Origin of the sequence: Streptomyces paludis, assembly GCF_003344965.1 — a bacterium.
Lineage (GTDB): Bacteria > Actinomycetota > Actinomycetes > Streptomycetales > Streptomycetaceae > Streptomyces > Streptomyces paludis.
Window position 1 is genome coordinate 5,365,016 of sequence record NZ_CP031194.1, and the last position, 16,346, is coordinate 5,381,361.

General features: G+C 69.3%; 14 protein-coding genes and 1 riboswitch. Of the genes, 6 read left to right on the forward strand and 8 right to left on the reverse strand.

What is annotated here, in order from left to right:
- Window positions 1-4 precede the first annotated feature (4 nt).
- Window positions 5-211 (reverse strand): DUF397 domain-containing protein, encoded by a 207-nt coding sequence (locus DVK44_RS23730; RefSeq protein WP_114661559.1) that lies wholly within the window; start codon window positions 209-211, stop codon window positions 5-7.
- Window positions 208-972 (reverse strand): helix-turn-helix domain-containing protein, encoded by a 765-nt coding sequence (locus DVK44_RS23735; RefSeq protein WP_331461632.1) that lies wholly within the window; start codon window positions 970-972, stop codon window positions 208-210. The genes DVK44_RS23730 and DVK44_RS23735 overlap by 4 nt, the downstream gene beginning before the upstream one ends.
- 255 nt (window positions 973-1,227) lie before the next feature.
- On the opposite strand from DVK44_RS23735, the gene DVK44_RS23740 reads away from it, so the two are divergent.
- Entirely contained in the window at window positions 1,228-1,725 is a 498-nt protein-coding gene (locus DVK44_RS23740; RefSeq protein WP_114661563.1) for an ATP-binding protein, read from the forward strand.
- A gap of 73 nt (window positions 1,726-1,798) precedes the next feature.
- Here DVK44_RS23740 and DVK44_RS23745 read toward each other — a convergent pair whose 3' ends face one another.
- Complete coding sequence (locus DVK44_RS23745; RefSeq protein ID WP_181957509.1) at window positions 1,799-2,824, reverse strand: ribonucleotide-diphosphate reductase subunit beta; 1,026 nt, start codon at window positions 2,822-2,824, stop codon at window positions 1,799-1,801.
- Window positions 2,824-5,160 (reverse strand): ribonucleoside-diphosphate reductase subunit alpha, encoded by a 2,337-nt coding sequence (locus DVK44_RS23750; protein WP_408055411.1) that lies wholly within the window; start codon window positions 5,158-5,160, stop codon window positions 2,824-2,826. The genes DVK44_RS23745 and DVK44_RS23750 overlap by 1 nt, the downstream gene beginning before the upstream one ends.
- Window positions 5,161-5,465: 305 nt before the next feature.
- A riboswitch (cobalamin riboswitch) is annotated at window positions 5,466-5,592 on the reverse strand.
- A gap of 111 nt (window positions 5,593-5,703) precedes the next feature.
- On the opposite strand from DVK44_RS23750, the gene DVK44_RS23755 reads away from it, so the two are divergent.
- Window positions 5,704-6,288 carry a Uma2 family endonuclease gene (locus tag DVK44_RS23755; protein ID WP_162794029.1) on the forward strand — a complete coding sequence of 195 codons (585 nt, stop codon included), beginning with the start codon at window positions 5,704-5,706 and terminating at the stop codon, window positions 6,286-6,288.
- 63 nt (window positions 6,289-6,351) lie between these two features.
- Here the strand turns inward: DVK44_RS23755 and DVK44_RS23760 are convergent, their stop codons facing one another.
- The 3 genes from DVK44_RS23760 to DVK44_RS23770 all read right to left on the reverse strand — a co-directional run bounded on the left by DVK44_RS23760 (window position 6,352) and on the right by DVK44_RS23770 (window position 9,811).
- On the reverse strand, window positions 6,352-6,561 hold the full coding sequence (locus tag DVK44_RS23760) for a CstA-like transporter-associated (seleno)protein (protein ID WP_114661569.1): 210 nt from the start codon (window positions 6,559-6,561) through the stop codon (window positions 6,352-6,354).
- Window positions 6,558-8,768: a carbon starvation CstA family protein gene (locus tag DVK44_RS23765; RefSeq protein WP_408055354.1), complete on the reverse strand. Its 2,211-nt coding sequence runs from the start codon at window positions 8,766-8,768 to the stop codon at window positions 6,558-6,560. The genes DVK44_RS23760 and DVK44_RS23765 overlap by 4 nt, the downstream gene beginning before the upstream one ends.
- Window positions 8,769-8,914: 146 nt before the next feature.
- Window positions 8,915-9,811, reverse strand: coding sequence for a GntR family transcriptional regulator (locus tag DVK44_RS23770; protein WP_228447343.1), 897 nt, complete (start codon window positions 9,809-9,811; stop codon window positions 8,915-8,917).
- Between the two features lie 246 nt (window positions 9,812-10,057).
- On the opposite strand from DVK44_RS23770, the gene DVK44_RS23780 reads away from it, so the two are divergent.
- The 4 genes from DVK44_RS23780 to DVK44_RS23795 are packed head-to-tail and all read left to right on the forward strand — an operon-like array spanning window position 10,058 to window position 14,866.
- Window positions 10,058-11,359 (forward strand): extracellular solute-binding protein, encoded by a 1,302-nt coding sequence (locus DVK44_RS23780; RefSeq protein WP_114661571.1) that lies wholly within the window; start codon window positions 10,058-10,060, stop codon window positions 11,357-11,359.
- A 27-nt stretch (window positions 11,360-11,386) separates the two neighbouring features.
- Window positions 11,387-12,448: a carbohydrate ABC transporter permease gene (locus DVK44_RS23785; RefSeq protein ID WP_181957510.1), complete on the forward strand. Its 1,062-nt coding sequence runs from the start codon at window positions 11,387-11,389 to the stop codon at window positions 12,446-12,448.
- The gene (locus DVK44_RS23790) at window positions 12,445-13,326 is read left to right on the forward strand and encodes a carbohydrate ABC transporter permease (protein WP_114661573.1); all 882 of its coding nucleotides are present in this window, start codon (window positions 12,445-12,447) and stop codon (window positions 13,324-13,326) included. Before DVK44_RS23785 ends, DVK44_RS23790 begins: the two co-directional genes overlap by 4 nt.
- Before the next feature lie 7 nt (window positions 13,327-13,333).
- Window positions 13,334-14,866 (forward strand): glycoside hydrolase family 3 protein, encoded by a 1,533-nt coding sequence (locus DVK44_RS23795; RefSeq protein WP_114661575.1) that lies wholly within the window; start codon window positions 13,334-13,336, stop codon window positions 14,864-14,866.
- Between the two features lie 454 nt (window positions 14,867-15,320).
- On the opposite strand, the gene nagB is transcribed toward DVK44_RS23795, so the two are convergent.
- Window positions 15,321-16,103 (reverse strand): glucosamine-6-phosphate deaminase, encoded by a 783-nt coding sequence (gene nagB / locus DVK44_RS23800; protein ID WP_114661577.1) that lies wholly within the window; start codon window positions 16,101-16,103, stop codon window positions 15,321-15,323.
- Window positions 16,104-16,346 lie beyond the last annotated feature (243 nt).

Genomic DNA, 16,346 nt, shown 5'->3' on the forward strand with positions numbered 1-16,346 from the left:
TGCGTTACGGCCTGCCGGCGAAGGTGATGAAGTCCGTCCAGGCGGGGGCGGGGACCCGGAGGGTGGGGCCCTGTTCCTTCTTGGAGTCGCGGATGTGGATGGTGGTCGTGGCCATGGCCACTTCTACGCAGTCCCCGCCGTCGGAGCCGCTGTGGCTGCTCTTGGACCAGGTCAGGCCGGACAACTGGGCCGCCGTGTCTTCGGTTTTCATAGTTCTCCTGCCATACGCTCGATCAATTGCGCCGACGCCTGCGCGCTCAGGGCCTGCGCGCGCAGCTTGCCATAGCGGAGGGCGAAGCCACTGACCTGCGCGACGTCGGTGACCACCAGACCCACCCCCTGGGACTCGATGTAGCCAACCTGGCGGTGCTCCAGGGTCTCCATCAGGACCATGGGCCCATTGAGACCGAGATGGAATCCTCGTTCCGAGGGCATTACCTGGATCTCCACGTTGCGCATCGAACCCTGTTTCAACAGGTGCAGAAGCTGGCTCTTCATGATGCTGCTACTGCTGCCGGCCATGCTCATCAGGGCCGACTCGCCGATGATGAAACAGGTGTCCACCATGGGCGTTCTCGTCAGCAGCTTCTGTCGGTTGATCCGGGCTTCGAGGTTCTGCTCGATCATCTCCTCGCTGAGTGGAGGAGTGTGTGCCGAGAACAGAGCCCTCGCGTACCCCTCGGTCTGGAGCAGGCCCGGGATCAGCAGGGGCTCGTAGCACATGCGGCTGATGGCCTCTGTCTCGATGAGGGCGAAGTCCTGGAAGAACAAAGGGAGTTTCGCAAGATCTACATCATCTTGCAGTGCGTTCAGCGTTCCCTGCGCGTCCAGTGTCACCTCGGCTTTCTCCGTGAACGCGGCCTTCGCGGGCCTGCGGCCCTGCTCGATCGACGCGACCAGTTCGACGGAGTAGCCCAGCGCCTCTGCGAGCACCTCCTGTGTCAGCCCGGCCCGGTTCCGGAAGAGCTTCACGAGCTTTCCGTAACCCACCCAGATGGCCGGCCTGTCGTCGTTCTGTGATCGCACTCGCTTCTGTTGGCTGGTTCCCATACGCCTCACACCCCAATGTGTGTGCCGATGCAGGCATTGCCTTTTGTGCTGCAACGCCCGGCTCGCCGGGACCGTTACGGCTCGCGACCCGTACAAAAACCGCCCCGACCCGTACACGGCCACCTGGTACGGCGGTCCTCCCTGGTCAGGCTAGCTCCGTAACGGGAGCGTCATCCTATGAAGTCGGAAACTCCCCCCGCCGCCGTCTCCACCGGCCCCGCCGTCCCCACCGAGTTGGCCCCGCCGCCACCCCTCGTGCCCCTTCTCCCGCCCTCCCGGATCAGGTTCAGTTCCAGCCATCGCGGTGCCCGGCTCGCGCGGTTGCTCTGTGGGCAGCAGCTCGATGAGTGGGGGATTCCCCGGAGTACCTCGGCCTCCGCCGTGATCACCGCCGTCGTCGCCGAGCTGGCCGCCAACGCCGCGACTCACGGGCGTACCCCCGGGCGGGACTTCGAGGTGCGGATGAGTCTCGCGGCGGAGCTGGTGCGGGTCGAGGTCATCGATACCCGGCCCGACCGGCTGCCCAGGGCGCCCGGGATCGCGCCCCGGCCGCCGGTGTTCTCGACCAGCGGGCGTGGGCTGTTGCTCGTCGCCGCCTACGCCGACCGGTGGGGGTGGGGCGTGCGGGATCCGTACACCAAGGTCGTCTGGGCGGAGGTGCTCCACCAGGCGTGAGGCAGGGGCAGGGAGGGGTATGGCAACCTCCGTACCCCTCCCTGCTCCTGCTCCTGCCCCGGAGCCGTAACTGCTAGAAGTCGTCGTCGAAGCCGACCGTGCCCTCCACCGCCACCTGATACGCCGACGGGCGCCGCTCGAAGAAGTTCGTCAGCTCCTGCACGCCCTGCAACTCCATGAAGGAGAACGGGTTCGTGGAGCCGTACAGCGGCGGAAAGCCCAGCCGCTGGAGGCGCTGGTCGGCGACGCACTCCAGGTACTGGCGCATGGACTCCGTGTTCATGCCCGGCAGGCCCTCGCCGCACAGGTCGCGGCCGAACTGGAGCTCGGCCTCGACCGCCTCCTTCAGCATGTCCGTGACCTGCTGCTCAAGCTCCGCGTCGAAGAGTTCCGGCTCCTCCTTGCGTACGGTGTCCACGACCTCGAACGCGAAGTTCATGTGCATCGTCTCGTCACGGAACACCCAGTTCGTGCCTGTGGCCAGGCCGTGCAGCAGGCCGCGCGACCGGAACCAGTACACGTACGCGAAGGCGCCGTAGAAGAACAGCCCCTCGATGCACGCCGCGAAGCAGATCAGGTTGAGCAGGAAGCGGCGGCGGTCCGCCTTGGACTCCAGGCGGTCGATCTTCTCGACCGAGTCCATCCACCTGAAGCAGAACTGCGCCTTCTCGCGGATCGACGGGATCTCCTCGACCGCGTCGAACGCCGCCGCCCGGTCCTCCGGGTCGGGCAGATACGTGTCCAGCAGGGTCAGATAGAACTGGACGTGTACGGCCTCCTCGAAGAGCTGGCGCGACAAGTAGAGTCGCGCCTCGGGGGAGTTGATGTGCTTGTAGAGCGTCAGCACCAGGTTGTTCGACACGATCGAGTCGCCCGTCGCGAAGAACGCGACCAGCCGGCCGATCATGTGCTGCTCGCCGGGGGAGAGCTTGGCGAGGTCGGCCACGTCGGAGTGGAGGTCGACCTCCTCGACCGTCCAGGTGTTCTTGATCGCGTCGCGGTAGCGCTCGTAGAAGTCCGGGTAGCGCATGGGACGCAGGGTCAGTTCGAAGCCCGGGTCCAGCAGGTTCTTCTGGGTGGAAACGTCGGTGTTCGTCATTACTGGCATGCCTCGCAGGACTCGGGGTTCTCCAGGGAGCAGGCGATCGCGTCCTCGACAGACGCCGCCTGCGCGGGTACGGGAGTGGCCGTGGCCGGCTCCGGCCGCGGCGCGGACGCCGTCTGCTGCGAGCCCGCCGCCCGCGCGATCCGCGTCGCCGGGCGCGACCGCAGGTAGTACGTCGTCTTCAGGCCCTTCTTCCAGGCGTACGCGTACATCGAGCTGAGCTTCCCGATGGTCGGCGTCTCCAGGAACAGGTTCAGCGACTGGCTCTGGTCCAGGAACGGTGTGCGCGCCGCCGCCATGTTGATCAGGCCGCGCTGCGGGATCTCCCACGCCGTACGGAACAGCTCCCGTACCTCCGCCGGGACCCAGGTGAAGCCCGCCACCGAGCCGCTGGACTCGCGCAGCGCCTCGCGGGTCTGCGCGTCCCAGACGCCGAGCCGCTTCAGCTCGTCCACCAGATAGGAGTTGACCTGGAGGAACTCACCCGACAGTGTCTCGCGCTTGAAGAGGTTGGAGACCTGCGGCTCGATGCACTCGTACACGCCCGCGATCGAGGCGATCGTCGCCGTCGGCGCGATGGCGAGGAGCAGCGAGTTGCGCATGCCGGTCTTCGCGACGCGGGCGCGCAGCGCGTCCCAGCGCTCCGGCCAGGTCAGCTCCACGCCGTAGTGGTCGGGGTGCAGCACCCCGCGCGCGGTGCGCGTCTTCTCCCAGGCGGGCAGCGGGCCGCTGCGCTCGGCGAGGTCGCAGGACGCCTCGTACGCGGCGAGCATGATGCGCTCGGCGATCTTGGTGGAGAGCGCGGCGGCCTCGGGGGAGTCGAAGGGCAGGCGCTTCTTGAAGAAGACGTCCTGGAGGCCCATCGCGCCCAGACCGACCGGGCGCCACTTGGCGTTGGAGCGGCCGGCCTGCTCGGTCGGGTAGAAGTTGATGTCCACGACGCGGTCGAGGAAGGTCACGGCCGTACGGACGGTCTCGTCCAGGCGCTCCCAGTCGATCTCGCCGTCCTCGTCGCGGACGAACGCGCCCAGGTTGACCGAGCCGAGGTTGCAGACGGCCGTCTCGCCGTCGTCCGTGACCTCCAGGATCTCTGTGCAGAGGTTCGAGGAGTGGACGGTGTGGCCGGGCTCGGCGGTCTGGTTGGCCGTACGGTTCGACGCGTCCTTGAAGGTCATCCAGCCGTTGCCGGTCTGCGCGAGGGTGCGCATCATCCGGCCGTACAGCTCGCGCGCGGGCATGGTTTTACGGGCGAGACCGTCGGCCTCGGCCTTGCGGTACGCGGCGTCGAACGCGTCGCCCCACAGGTCCACCAGCTCCGGCACGTCGGACGGGGAGAAGAGCGACCAGGTGCCGTCCGTGTCGACGCGGCGCATGAACTCGTCGGGGATCCAGTGCGCGAGGTTCAGATTGTGCGTACGGCGCGCTTCCTCGCCCGTGTTGTCGCGCAGTTCGAGGAACTCCTCCAGGTCCGCGTGCCAGGTCTCCAGATAGACACAGGCGGCGCCCTTGCGCCGGCCGCCCTGGTTGACGGCGGCGACGGACGAGTCGAGCGTGCGGAGGAAGGGGACGATGCCGTTGGAGTGGCCGTTGGTGCCGCGGATCAGCGAACCGCGCGAGCGGATGCGGGAGTACGACAGGCCGATCCCGCCCGCGTGCTTCGAGAGCCGCGCGACCTGGTGGTACCGGTCGTAGATGGAGTCCAGCTCGTCCAGCGGGGAGTCCAGCAGGTAGCAGGAGGACATCTGCGGGTGCCGGGTGCCGGAGTTGAAGAGCGTGGGGGAGGAGGGGAGGTACTCCAGCCGGCTCATCAGCCCGTAGAGCCGGCCGACCTCGGTAGCGGCCCGGTCGCTGTCGTCCTCGGCGAGGCCGGCGGCGACGCGCGCCATGAAGTGCTGGGGGGTCTCGATGACCTGGCGGGTGATCGGGTGCCGCAGGAGATAGCGGCTGTAGAGCGTGCGCAGCCCGAAGTAGCCGAAGCGGTCGTCGGCGGCGGGGTCGATCATCGCGTCGAGCCGGGCGGCGTGGAGTGCGACGAAGGCGGCCGTACGGTCCGCGACGAGGCCCTCGCGGTGGCCGACGGCGACGGAGGCGGAGAACGACACGGCGCCCTGGGTGGCCGCCTCGTCCGCGATGGCGCGCGTCAGCAGCCGGGCCGCGAGGCGGGAGTACGCCGGGTCCTCGGAGATCAGCCCGGCCGCCGCCTCGGTGGCGAGTCCGCGCAGCTCGGCCGCGTCCGAGCGGGCGTTACGGCCGCGCAGCGCGGCGGCGGCTACCCTGCCCGGGTCGGTGTCGGGCAGATCGGCGGTCAGCTCGGTCAGGGTCCGCAGCAGCGCGGTGCCGGGACCGTCGGACGGCGCGTCGACCGTTGCGGAAGACCCCGCCGCGGAAGGGCCCGTTGCGGAAGGTCCCGTCGCGGAAAGGCCCGCGGCGGAAGGGTCCGCTGCGGAAAGGACTGAGGCCGGATCCGCTGGCGCGATGGTCACGGGGTGCTCTCCCTCGCTCGGCTCTGGGCCTTCGCGGCGAGGGAAACGGGGATCGCGGGCGCGACCGGTACGGCCCGGAGACGGGCGGCACGGCGCGACGCGTCCACCGGCCCAACCGCGAGGCCCGGACGTCTGAGCGTCCGGTTCGGGTCGAGCCGGACGCACCGTCGGCAGGTACCCGGACTCATGAGGGTGCGGCAAAGCACACCATCACACACCGTTGCGGGACAGTTCCGGATTCGCACCGGATTCCCCTGCGTCGACAGCGAGGTTGAGCATACATCTGGGGGGCGGTCGCGATGCCACCCCCCAGATGTTGTGTCGTGGGTCATTCCGGCGGCCTGTGTCAGACCCCTCCGCTATCGTCGTACGCACTAGGAGGTGTCCCCTGTGACGGTCATCGATTACGAGTCCCAGATCCTTCCCGAAGAGTTCGACGAGGCCACTCGCATACTGGCCCGGACGATACAGAGCATCCGGCTGGAACTCATCGACGGGAAGATCAGGAGCAGGGTTGTGCCGGACGGGGACCACGGGCGCATCATCGAGTGGCTGACGCGTATCTGTATGCAGTCACGTCCCGAGCTGTGGCTCTATCCCGATCAAGGGCTCCAGGTACAGGCGTACCGGAAGGGCCGTGCCCGACCGGACGGCTCGGTGGCGCCCAGCGGTGCCTTTGTCGGCCAGGGCGAGTGGGCCGACCCGTCTCCCGTCCTGATGGCCGTGGAAGTCACCTCGTACGATTCCGACACCGACAGCCGCGACCGGGTCGAGAAGCCCCGCGCCTACGCCGAGACCAAGATCCCGCTCTATCTGCTGGTCGACCGGGAGCGCTGTGAGGTGACGGTCTACAGCGAGCCGGACGGCGGGCGCTACGAGATGGCGCATACGGTGCCGTTCGGCAAGGAGATCACTCTTCCCGACCCGGTGGGCATCACGCTGGAGACGGAGCAGCTCAAGAACTGGGTGCGCTGACGCCGTCGGCCGGGTCGGCTCTCGTACGGAGCGAGAGCCGACCCGGCCGGGGCGTGGTCCGGTTCAGCAGCAGCGGAAGCCCTCGCGGGGGTCGGCCTCGCGGGTGGCTGTGCGGTGGCGTTCGAAGGCTCGGCGGTCCATTAAGGGGGCTTCGGGTGTGTGGGTGCGGGTGTGGGTGACGTAGTGGTCGTACGCCGATTCGCCGGTCAGCTCGCGTACGTACCAGCGGATCCGGGATGCCAGGTGGCGCAGCCGGAGAGTTGTTACGGTCATGAGGTGCCGCCGCTTCCTGTGCCCGCCGTCACCCTGGCCTCCGCTTCCGCCGCCGCCAGTTCCGCCTTCTCCTCCTGCGTGGGGATCAGGCCGGCCGGGGCGACGATGCGGGATCTCACATAGGGGGTTTCGGACAGTTTCACGCTCTCCGGGTGGCGGATCGCCTGGAAGCAGACCCGGCCCGCGTCCGCGAGGACGACCAGGATGAGCAGGGCGAAGAGCGCCGTGAGTACGCCGTCGACCAGGGAGTTGGTGACGACGGTGTGCATGTCGTCCATGGACTTGGCGGGCGGCAGGACCTCGCCCCGGTCGATGCCCGCCTGGTAGACGTTCCGCTGGGTGAAGAAGCCCACCTTGGGATCGTCGGAGAAGATCTTCTGCCAGCTGGCCGTCAGGGTGACGGCGGCGTCCCAGGCGAGCGGTACGGCGGTCACCCAGGCCCATTTCAGCCGGCCGGACTTCACGAGCAGCGTCGTGCAGACGGCCAGCGCCACCGCCGCCAGCAGCTGGTTCGCGATGCCGAAGAGCGGGAAGAGCTGGTTGATGCCGCCCAGCGGGTCGTGCACGCCGACCCAGAGGAAGTAGCCCCAGCCGCCGACCACGACCGCGCTGGCGAACCAGACGCCCGGCTTCCAGCTGACCTGGCGCATCGGCTTGTACACGTTGCCGAGCATGTCCTGAAGCATGAAGCGGCCGACACGGGTGCCCGCGTCCACCGTGGTGAGGATAAACAGCGCCTCAAACATGATCGCGAAGTGATACCAGAACGCCTTCATCCCGGCGCCGCCGATCACCGACGAGAAGATCTCCGACATACCGAGCGCGAAGGTCGGCGCGCCGCCCGTCCGGGAGAGCAGGCTGCTCTCCTCGACGTCCTTGGCGGCCTGGGTGAGCTGGTCCGGCGAGATCGTGAAGCCCAGGTTGGCGACGGCCTGCGAGGCGGATTCGACCGTACCGCCCATCAGCCCGGCGGGGGAGTTCACAGCGAAGTACAGCCCGGGGTCGATGATGCAGGCCGTGATCATCGCCATGATCGCGACAAACGACTCGGTCAGCATCGCGCCGTACCCGATCATCCGGATCTGGGTCTCCTTCTGCACCATCTTCGGCGTGGTGCCCGAGGAGATCAGGGAGTGGAAGCCGGAGAGCGCGCCGCACGCGATCGTGATGAAGACGAACGGGAACATCGAACCGGCGAAGACCGGGCCGTTGCCACCGCTCGCGAACTCGGTGACGGCGTCCATCTTCAGCGTCGGCAGCGCGATCACCACACCGAGCGCCAGCAGCACGATCGTGCCGACCTTCATGAACGTCGACAGATAGTCGCGCGGCGCCAGCAGCAGCCACACCGGCAGTACGGAGGCGAGGAAGCCGTACACGATCATCCAGATGACCAGCGTGCCGGCCTCCAGGGTGAAGGTCTCGGCCAGCGACGACTCGGCGATCCAGCCGCCCGCGACGATCGCGAGCAGCAGCAGCGCCACCCCGATCAGCGAGACCTCGGTGACCCGGCCGGGCCGCAGCACCCGCAGATACACCCCCATGAAGAGGGCGATCGGGATGGTCATCGCGATGGAGAAGACACCCCAGGGCGAGTGGGCGAGCGCGTTGACGATGACCAGTGCCAGCACCGCCAGCAGGATGATCATGATCATGAAGACCGCGATCAGCGCGGCCACCCCGCCGAGCGGCCCTATTTCGTCGCGGGCGATCTGGCCGAGCGAACGGCCGTCGCGCCGGGTGGAGAAGAACAGCGTCACCATGTCCTGCACGGCGCCCGCGAAGATGACCCCGGCGACGATCCAGATGGTGCCCGGCAGATACCCCATCTGCGCGGCCAGGACCGGGCCGACCAGCGGCCCGGCGCCCGCGATCGCCGCGAAGTGGTGGCCGAACAGGACGCGCCGGTCGGTGGGGTGGAAGTCGACACCGTTGTCGAGTCGTTCGGCCGGGGTGGCGCGGGTCCGGTCGACCTTGAGCACCCGGTTCGCGAGGAAGCGGGAGTAGAAGCGGTACGCGATGGCGTACGAGCCGAGCGCGGCGGCGACCATCCAGACGGCCGACACCTCCTCGCCCCGGGAGAGCGCGAGCACGCCCCAGGCGACCGCGCCCGTCAGGGCGACGAGCGACCATATGGCGATGGATCTGGGCGTCAGGCCGCTACGGGCCTTGTCCGGTGCGGTGTTGGGCGGTGCGGGCTCTGTCACGGCGGTTCCGTCCCCTCACTCGGTGATCACCTGCGGTTACGCGCAGGAAATCTAAGCGAGATGATCGGCCGACGTCACCCCCTGTCGCCGGATCTGCACAGAAACAGCTTGTCCGGGCGAGGGCTTGGCCTTTTGAGCCCGAGTCCTCAGCGCGGCGGGCGCTTCAGGCGCGCCACGAACTTGTACCGGTCGCCCCGGTAGACGGACCGTACCCACTCCACCGGCTCCCCCGACCCGTCCAGCGAGTGGCGCGAGAGCATCAGCATCGGCAGGCCGACGTCCGTGCCGAGCAGCCCGGCCTCGCGCGGGGTGGCGAGCGAGGTCTCGATGGTCTCCTCGGCCTCGGCCAGATGGACGTCGTAGACCTCGGCCAACGCCGTGTAGAGGGACGTGTACTTGACGAGTGAGCGGCGCAGCGCCGGGAACCTCTTCGCCGACAGGTGCGTTGTCTCTATCGCCATCGGCTCGCCGCTGGCCAGCCGGAGTCTCTCGATGCGCAGGACGCGTCCGCCGGTGGTGATGTCGAGCAGTCCGGCGAGGGTGTCGTCGGCGGTGACGTAGCCGATGTCCAGCAGCTGCGAGGTGGGTTCGAGGCCCTGGGCGCGCATGTCCTCGGTGTACGAGGTGAGTTGCAGCGCCTGCGAGACCTTCGGCTTGGCGACGAAGGTGCCCTTGCCCTGGATGCGTTCCAGCCGGCCCTCGACGACCAGCTCCTGGAGCGCCTGGCGCACGGTGGTGCGCGAGGTGTCGAACTCGGCGGCGAGGGTGCGCTCGGGGGGCACCGGTGTGCCGGGCGGCAGGGTGTCGGTCATGTCGAGCAAGTGCCGCTTCAGCCGGTAGTACTTGGGCACGCGCGCGGTCCGGGTGGGCGCGCCGGTCGCGCCGTGGGCGCCGGCGGCGCCGGTCGCGTCGGCCGCCCCGAAGACGCCGGAAGTGCCGGAAGAACCACCGGAGGAAGTGCCGGGAGAACCGCCGGAGGAAGTGCCGGAAGTGCCGGGAGGAGTGCCGTCCTCGGTGTCCGTACCGCCCGCATCCGTGGCCATGGCCCGCCTTCCCGAGTCCTGCGCTGCTGCCGTCACCGGCTCCTCCGTCTGTCGCGGCTCACATGGTGGCACGGTCCGGCGACGAGAGTGCCATCCGATATGGCCCGCCCTCAGATGTCGGTCCGGTAACGGACCTGACTGCCCTTCTTATACACCCTTGACACCCCTAAAGGTCTAGGCCAAGCTCCCCGTACTGGTCTAAACCATTAAAGGCCAGGGGGTAAGGGCATCCCTGAGGAGGGTGGCGTGAAGCGCAAGTTCATCGCGGCGATGGGCATCGCGGGCATGTTGGCCGGCGTAGCGGCGTGCGGCTCGGGCGACTCGGGCGGTTCGGGCGACTCCAAGGGCGGGGCGGCCGGCGGTGAGTCCGCCAAGGAGCTGACCGTCTGGCTGACGGTCGATGCCCAGAACAACTGGCCGGAACTGGTCAAGGCCGCCGACGACGCCGTCGTCGGAAAGCACCCGGGCATCAAGATCAAGCACGAGTACTACGGCTGGCCCGACAAGAACACCAAGCTCGACGCGGTCCTCGCCACCGACAAGGCCCCCGACGTGGTCGAGATGGGCAACACCGAGATGCTCGGCTATACGGTGAAGGGCGCCTTCGCCGAGCTGGACCCGGCCGCCTTCGACAACGCCGACGCCTGGCTGGACGGCCTGAAGTCATCGGTCACGTACGGCGGGAAGACCTACGGCGTCCCGTACTACGCGGGCGGCCGGGTGGCCAACTGGCGCAAGGACGTGGCCGCGGCGGCCGGTGTCAAGGCGATACCGAAGACCTACCCGGAGCTGACCGCCGCCCTGGACAAGATCCAGGCGAAGAACGGCGACAAGTTCAGCGCCTGGTACCAGCCCTCGCGCGACTGGTACGCGGCGATGTCCTTCGTGTACGACGCCGGCGGCACGATCGCCGAGGAGAACGGCGGTTCGTTCAAGGCCGCGCTCTCCTCGCCCGAGTCGGTCAAGGGCCTCAAGGAGTACAAGCGGGTCCTGGACGCCTATATGAAGGGCGACAAGACCAAGGACGAGTCCGACCGTTACATCGTCTACGGCCAGGGCAAGTCCGGCATGATCTTCGGATCGGCCTGGGAGGGCGGCGCGGCCGAGGACCCGAAGACCGACAAGAACGGCAAGCTCAAGGGCAATCTGGAGAACTTCGTGATGCCGGGGCCGTCCGGCGGGAACCTGCCGGTCTTCCTCGGCGGCTCCGACCTCGCCGTCCCGGTCAAGTCCAAGTCCAAGGCGGTCGCCGCGGAGTGGATCAACGCCTTCACCGGTGCCAAGGGCCAGCAGGGGCTGATCGCCAAGGGCAATCTGCCGAACAACAAGACGGATCTCGCCACGCTCAAGGACGACCCGGCGACCGCCGTCCCGGCCACGGCCGCCGAGTTGAGCTGGTTCGTACCGATGGCCCCGGGCTGGGGGCAGGTCGAGAAGGCGCAGGTCCTTCAGACGATGCTCCAGTCCATCGCCACGGGCAAGAAGTCGGTGGAGGAGGCCGCGAAGGAAGCGGACACCGCCATCGACAAAGTCATCAACACCAAGTGACCCGACGGTGCCGCTGAGGAGCGCGCGATGAGCGCCGTGGAGACAACCACCCCCGAGAAACCGCCCGTACGGCACGATCCGGCGCGCGGCGGAGGCAGCAGGGGGGACGGGGGGCTGGACGACGGGGGACCGGGCGAGGGGCGGGGCCCGGTCCCCGGGCGGGGCGGCAGGAAGCCCGGCACGGGCGCCGGCGCGCGCGCCCGCGCCGGCGCACTGCCCTGGCTGCTGCTCGCGCCCTGTCTGGGCGTGCTGCTGCTGGTCCTCGGCTATCCGCTGACGCGGCTGGTCACCCTCTCCTTCCAGACCTTCGGCCAGTCCCAGCTCTGGGGCTTCCAGGCCCCGGAGTTCACGGGCTTCGACAACTTCGCCGGCATCCTCGGCGACGGCGAGTTCTGGGCGGTCGTCGTCCGTACGATCCTCTTCGCGGCCGGCGCGGTGATCCTCACCATGGTGCTCGGCATGCTGGTCGCCCTGCTCCAGCAGCGGGTCTCCCGCTGGGTGCGGACCCTGGTCAATATCGCGCTGGTGGCCAGCTGGGGGATGCCCGTCCTGGTCGCCATCACCATCTTCAAGTGGATGTTCGACTCGGACTACGGCGTCCTCAACTGGGTGCTCAGCAGGCTCCCCGGGGTCGATCTGATCGGCCACAACTGGTTCGCCAGCGGCCCGCAGGGGCTCGCGGTGATCATGCTGCTCGTGGTCTGGGGCGCCGTCCCGTTCGTCGCCATCACCCTCGGCGCCGGACTCACCCAGGTCCCCAAGGAGCTGGAGGAGGCCGCCCGCCTCGACGGGGCCGGCGCCTGGGGCGTCTTCCGCCATGTGACCGTACCGATCCTCAAACCCATCATCGTGATGCTCGCGACGCTCTCGGTGATCTGGGACATGAGCGTCTTCCCGCAGGTCTTCGTGATGCGGGGCGGCCACCCGGAGGCCGAGTTCCAACTGCTCACCACCTACGCGTACGACCGGGCGTTCGTCGTCAACGACTACTCCCAGGGCTCGGCGATCGCGCTGATCACGGTCGTACTGCTGCTGGGTGTGATCGCCGTCTACATGCGCCAGATGCTCAGGATCGGAGAGGTGGAGTGACCGCGAACGCGACCACCCCGGCAGCCCCGCCCCGCACGCGCCCGCCGGGGCGGAACAAGGCCGGGCGGAACAAGGCCGGCTGGAACGTGCTCGGGCTGCTCGTCTTCCTGGTCGCCGGCTTCCCCGTCTACTGGATGCTGAACACGGCGTTCAAACCGGCCGGCGACGCGATCGACCCCGATCCGCACTTCTTTCCCCGTACGTTCACCCTGGAGAACTTCCACCGGGCGCTGAACATCGCCGACTTCTGGGGGCCGGTCGGGCGCTCGCTGCTCGTCTCGTCCGTCGTCGTGGTCATCGGTATCGCCGTCGGGCTGCTGGCGGCCCTGGCCATCTCGCGGTTCGCCTTCCGGGGCCGCAAGATCGTGATCGTCGGCATCCTCGCGGTCCAGATGGTCCCGCTGGTCGCCATGATCATTCCGGTCTTCCTGCTCCTCAACGACCTGGGGCAGTACGACCGCCTCTCGGGCCTGGTCATCACGTATCTGACCTTCATCCTGCCCTTCACGGTGTGGACGCTGCGCGGCTTCATCGTCAACATCCCCAAGGAGCTGGAGGAGGCGGCGATGGTCGACGGCTGCTCCCGCTCCGGCGCCTTCCTGCGGGTGGTCTTCCCCCTCCTCGCCCCGGGCATGGTCGCCACCTCGGTCTACGGCTTCATCCAGGCGTGGAACGAGTATCTGTACGCGCTGATGCTGATGAGCCAGCAGAATCAGACCGCGACCGTCTGGCTCTCCAACTTCTCCACCAAGCACGGAACCGAGTTCGCTCCCATGATGGCGGGCTCCACGATGATGGCCGTGCCCATCGTCCTTCTGTTCCTGCTGGTCCAGCGCAAGATGGCAGCGGGTCTGACGGCCGGCGCAGTGAAGGGTTAGAAATCCGATGACGAAGCTCGCCCCCCGTACGGACAGCCTCACCCGCGACGCCCTCGCCGTCCTCCAGCCGGGTTTCGTGGGCACCACCGCGCCCGACTGGCTGCTGCGGCGGCTCGACGAGGGCCTCGCCTCGGTCGGGCTGTTCGGCAGGAACGTCTCCTCACCCGAACAGCTCGCCGCGCTCACCGCGCGGCTGCGCGCCGAACGCGGCGATGTCCTCGTCGCGATCGACGAGGAGGGCGGCGATGTCACCCGGCTGGAGGTACGGAGCGGCTCCTCCTTCCCCGGCAACTACGCGCTCGGCACTGTCGACGACCCGGCACTCACCCGGAGCGTCGCCCACGAGCTGGGCCGACAGCTCGCCGCGTGCGGCGTGAACTTCAACTGGGCGCCGTCCGCCGACGTGAACTCCAACCGGGACAACCCGGTCATCGGCGTACGGTCCTTCGGCGCGGACCCCGAGCTGGTGGCCCGGCACACCGCCGCGTATGTCCAAGGGCTCCAGAGCGCCGGCGTCGCCGCCTGCACCAAGCACTTCCCCGGGCACGGCGACACCGCCGTGGACTCCCACCACGCGATGCCCCGGATCGACGCCGACGCGGCCACCCTGCGCAAGCGGGAGCTGGCGCCGTTCCGCGCGGCGATCGACGCCGGCTCGCTGGCGGTCATGAGCGCGCACATCCTGCTCCCGGCGCTCGACCCGGAGCTGCCGGCGACCCTCAGCGAGCGGATCCTGACCGGGCTGCTCCGCGAGGAGCTGGGCTTCGAGGGGCTGATCGTCACCGACGGCATGGAGATGGCGGCGATCGCCTCGACCTACGGCATCGAGCGCGGCTCCGTCCTCGCGGTCGCCGCGGGCTCCGACGCGATCTGCGTCGGCGGCGGGCTGGCGGACGAGGACACCGTGCTGCGACTGCGGGACGCCCTGGTGGCGGCCGTACACGCGGGTGAACTCCCCGAGGAGCGACTGGCCGACGCGGCGGGGCGGGTGCGGGGGCTGGCGGACTGGGCGTTGCGCGGTGCGTCTGCCGACGCTTCGGTCGGCGCGTCTGCCGACGCTTCGGTCGGCGCGTCTGCCGACGCTCCGGTCGGCCTGGTCGCGGCCCGGCGTGCCATACGGGTCACGGGGTCGGCGCCGCCGCTGACACGGGCGCCGTACGTCGCCGCGTTCACCCCCGTCGCGAACATCGCCGTCGGCGACGAGACGCCCTGGGGGCTCGCGGTCGAGCTGGAGCGGCTCCTGCCGGGCACCGCCACCGGCGCGTACACCGGAGCGCGGAACGCGGAACGGCCGACGGCCGACCTGGTCGCGGAGCTGCTCGCGGCGGCGGGGGACCGTACGGTCGTCGCGGTCGTACGGGACGTCCACCGGCACCGGTGGATGGCCGACGCGCTGGCCGCGCTGCTGGCGGTCCGGCCCGGCACCTTCGTCGTGGAGATGGGCCTCAACGAGGCGCTGCCGGTCGGGGCGCTGCATGTTGCCACGCATGGCGCGGCGCGGGTGTGCGGGCGGGCGGCGGCGGAAGCGATTACGGGTTAGGGGCCGTGGTCCGTCTTGGGCCAGGCCCGGTACGTACGTGCGGGTTGTCGCCGGGGTCCCCTCCGGTGGCACGCGCCCGGACTGCACGATTTACGCCGCGTGCGGGCCGGACCGTACCCGCGGGTCTCGCTCAGCGGCACAAATCGCGCTTTACGTCCGGACACGCACCCCCTGCGGTGCCCCCTTCACGACCCGCACAGACCCACCGGGCCGAGCCCGGGACGTCTGGGCGCCGGCCGACCACCGGGCGGAGGGGGCCGGGGTCGCAGGAGGTGACGTCCCCGGATGTAGAGCGTGATTTGTGCCGCTGTACGCGCGTGCAGTCGGCCGATATGCCGCACGCGGCGTAAATCATGCATCCGGGGATGCGCCTCCGGAGTGCCCCGGCCCCCGGCACCGTGGAAACCGGTCCGCACCCCGCAACGTCAGAGACCACGGCCCCCAGCCGGGAGGCTTAAAGGCCCTGCCAGGCCGGCTTGGACGCGTACGTTGCGCGGAAGTAGTCGGCCAGCTTCAGACGGCCCGCCGCCGCCTCGTCCACGATTACCGTCACATGCGGGTGCAACTGGAGCGCGGAGGCCGGGACCAGCGCGGCCACCGGGCCCTCGACCGCCTGGGCCACCGCCTCCGCCTTGCCCTCGCCGGTGGCCAGGAGTACCAGGTGGCGGGCTTCCAGGATGGTGCCGATGCCCTGGGTGATCACGTGGTGCGGGACCTGGTCGGGGGAGTCGAAGAAGCGGGCGTTGTCCGCGCGGGTCTGGCGGGTCAGCGTTTTGATGCGGGTGCGCGAGGCGAGTGACGAGCAGGGTTCGTTGAAGCCTATGTGGCCGTCCGTGCCGATGCCGAGCAGCTGGAGGTCCACCCCGCCCGCCTCGGCCAGCGCCCTGTCGTACGCCTCGCACGCCGCCTGGACGTCATCGGCGCTGCCGTCGGGGCCGAGGAACGCGGCCTCGTCCAGGCCCAGCGGCTCGACCACCTCGCGCAGGACGACCGAGCGGTACGACTCGGGGTGGCCCGGGGGCAGTCCCACGTACTCGTCGAGCTGCGCGATCCTGGCCCGCGACACATCGACCGAACCGGCCCGGACCTGGGCGGCCAGCGCCTGGTAGACGGGCAGCGGGGTGGAGCCGGTGGCCACGCCCAGCAGGGCATCGGGCTTGCGGCGGAGCAGGGCGGCGATGCTGTCGGCTACGAGCGCGCCGCCGGCCGGGGCGTCCTTGACGATGACAACTTCCACGCGGGGGACCTGCCGATCTGGGCTGGGGAAGACGCACGACGACATAAGCAAGGGTGGTATAGACCAATTCTACCAGAGAGGCCGGCCCCGCCGGAGGGCCGGGCAGCCCGATCACGCGGACGGCCCGTTTCCTCGGCGGGGTGACGCCCGGTGGCGGGGGTTCGGCGGACCGTGGTCGACTGGTGAGCCGGGGGACGGCCGGGAACACGCACCCGCACCGGTCCCGGGAGCGTGAGCGACTTG

Excerpts from the sequence above, each read along its gene's own strand:
- DVK44_RS23730 (WP_114661559.1), bottom strand. The coding sequence starts at position 211 with ATGAAAACCGAAGACACGGCGGCCCAGTTGTCCGGCCTGACCTGGTCC.
- DVK44_RS23740 (WP_114661563.1), top strand. The coding sequence starts at position 1,228 with ATGAAGTCGGAAACTCCCCCCGCCGCCGTCTCCACCGGCCCCGCCGTC.
- DVK44_RS23745 (WP_181957509.1), bottom strand. The coding sequence starts at position 2,824 with ATGACGAACACCGACGTTTCCACCCAGAAGAACCTGCTGGACCCGGGC.
- DVK44_RS23760 (WP_114661569.1), bottom strand. The coding sequence starts at position 6,561 with ATGACCGTAACAACTCTCCGGCTGCGCCACCTGGCATCCCGGATCCGC.
- DVK44_RS23770 (WP_228447343.1), bottom strand. The coding sequence starts at position 9,811 with ATGGCCACGGATGCGGGCGGTACGGACACCGAGGACGGCACTCCTCCC.
- DVK44_RS23785 (WP_181957510.1), top strand. The coding sequence starts at position 11,387 with ATGAGCGCCGTGGAGACAACCACCCCCGAGAAACCGCCCGTACGGCAC.
- DVK44_RS23795 (WP_114661575.1), top strand. The coding sequence starts at position 13,334 with ATGACGAAGCTCGCCCCCCGTACGGACAGCCTCACCCGCGACGCCCTC.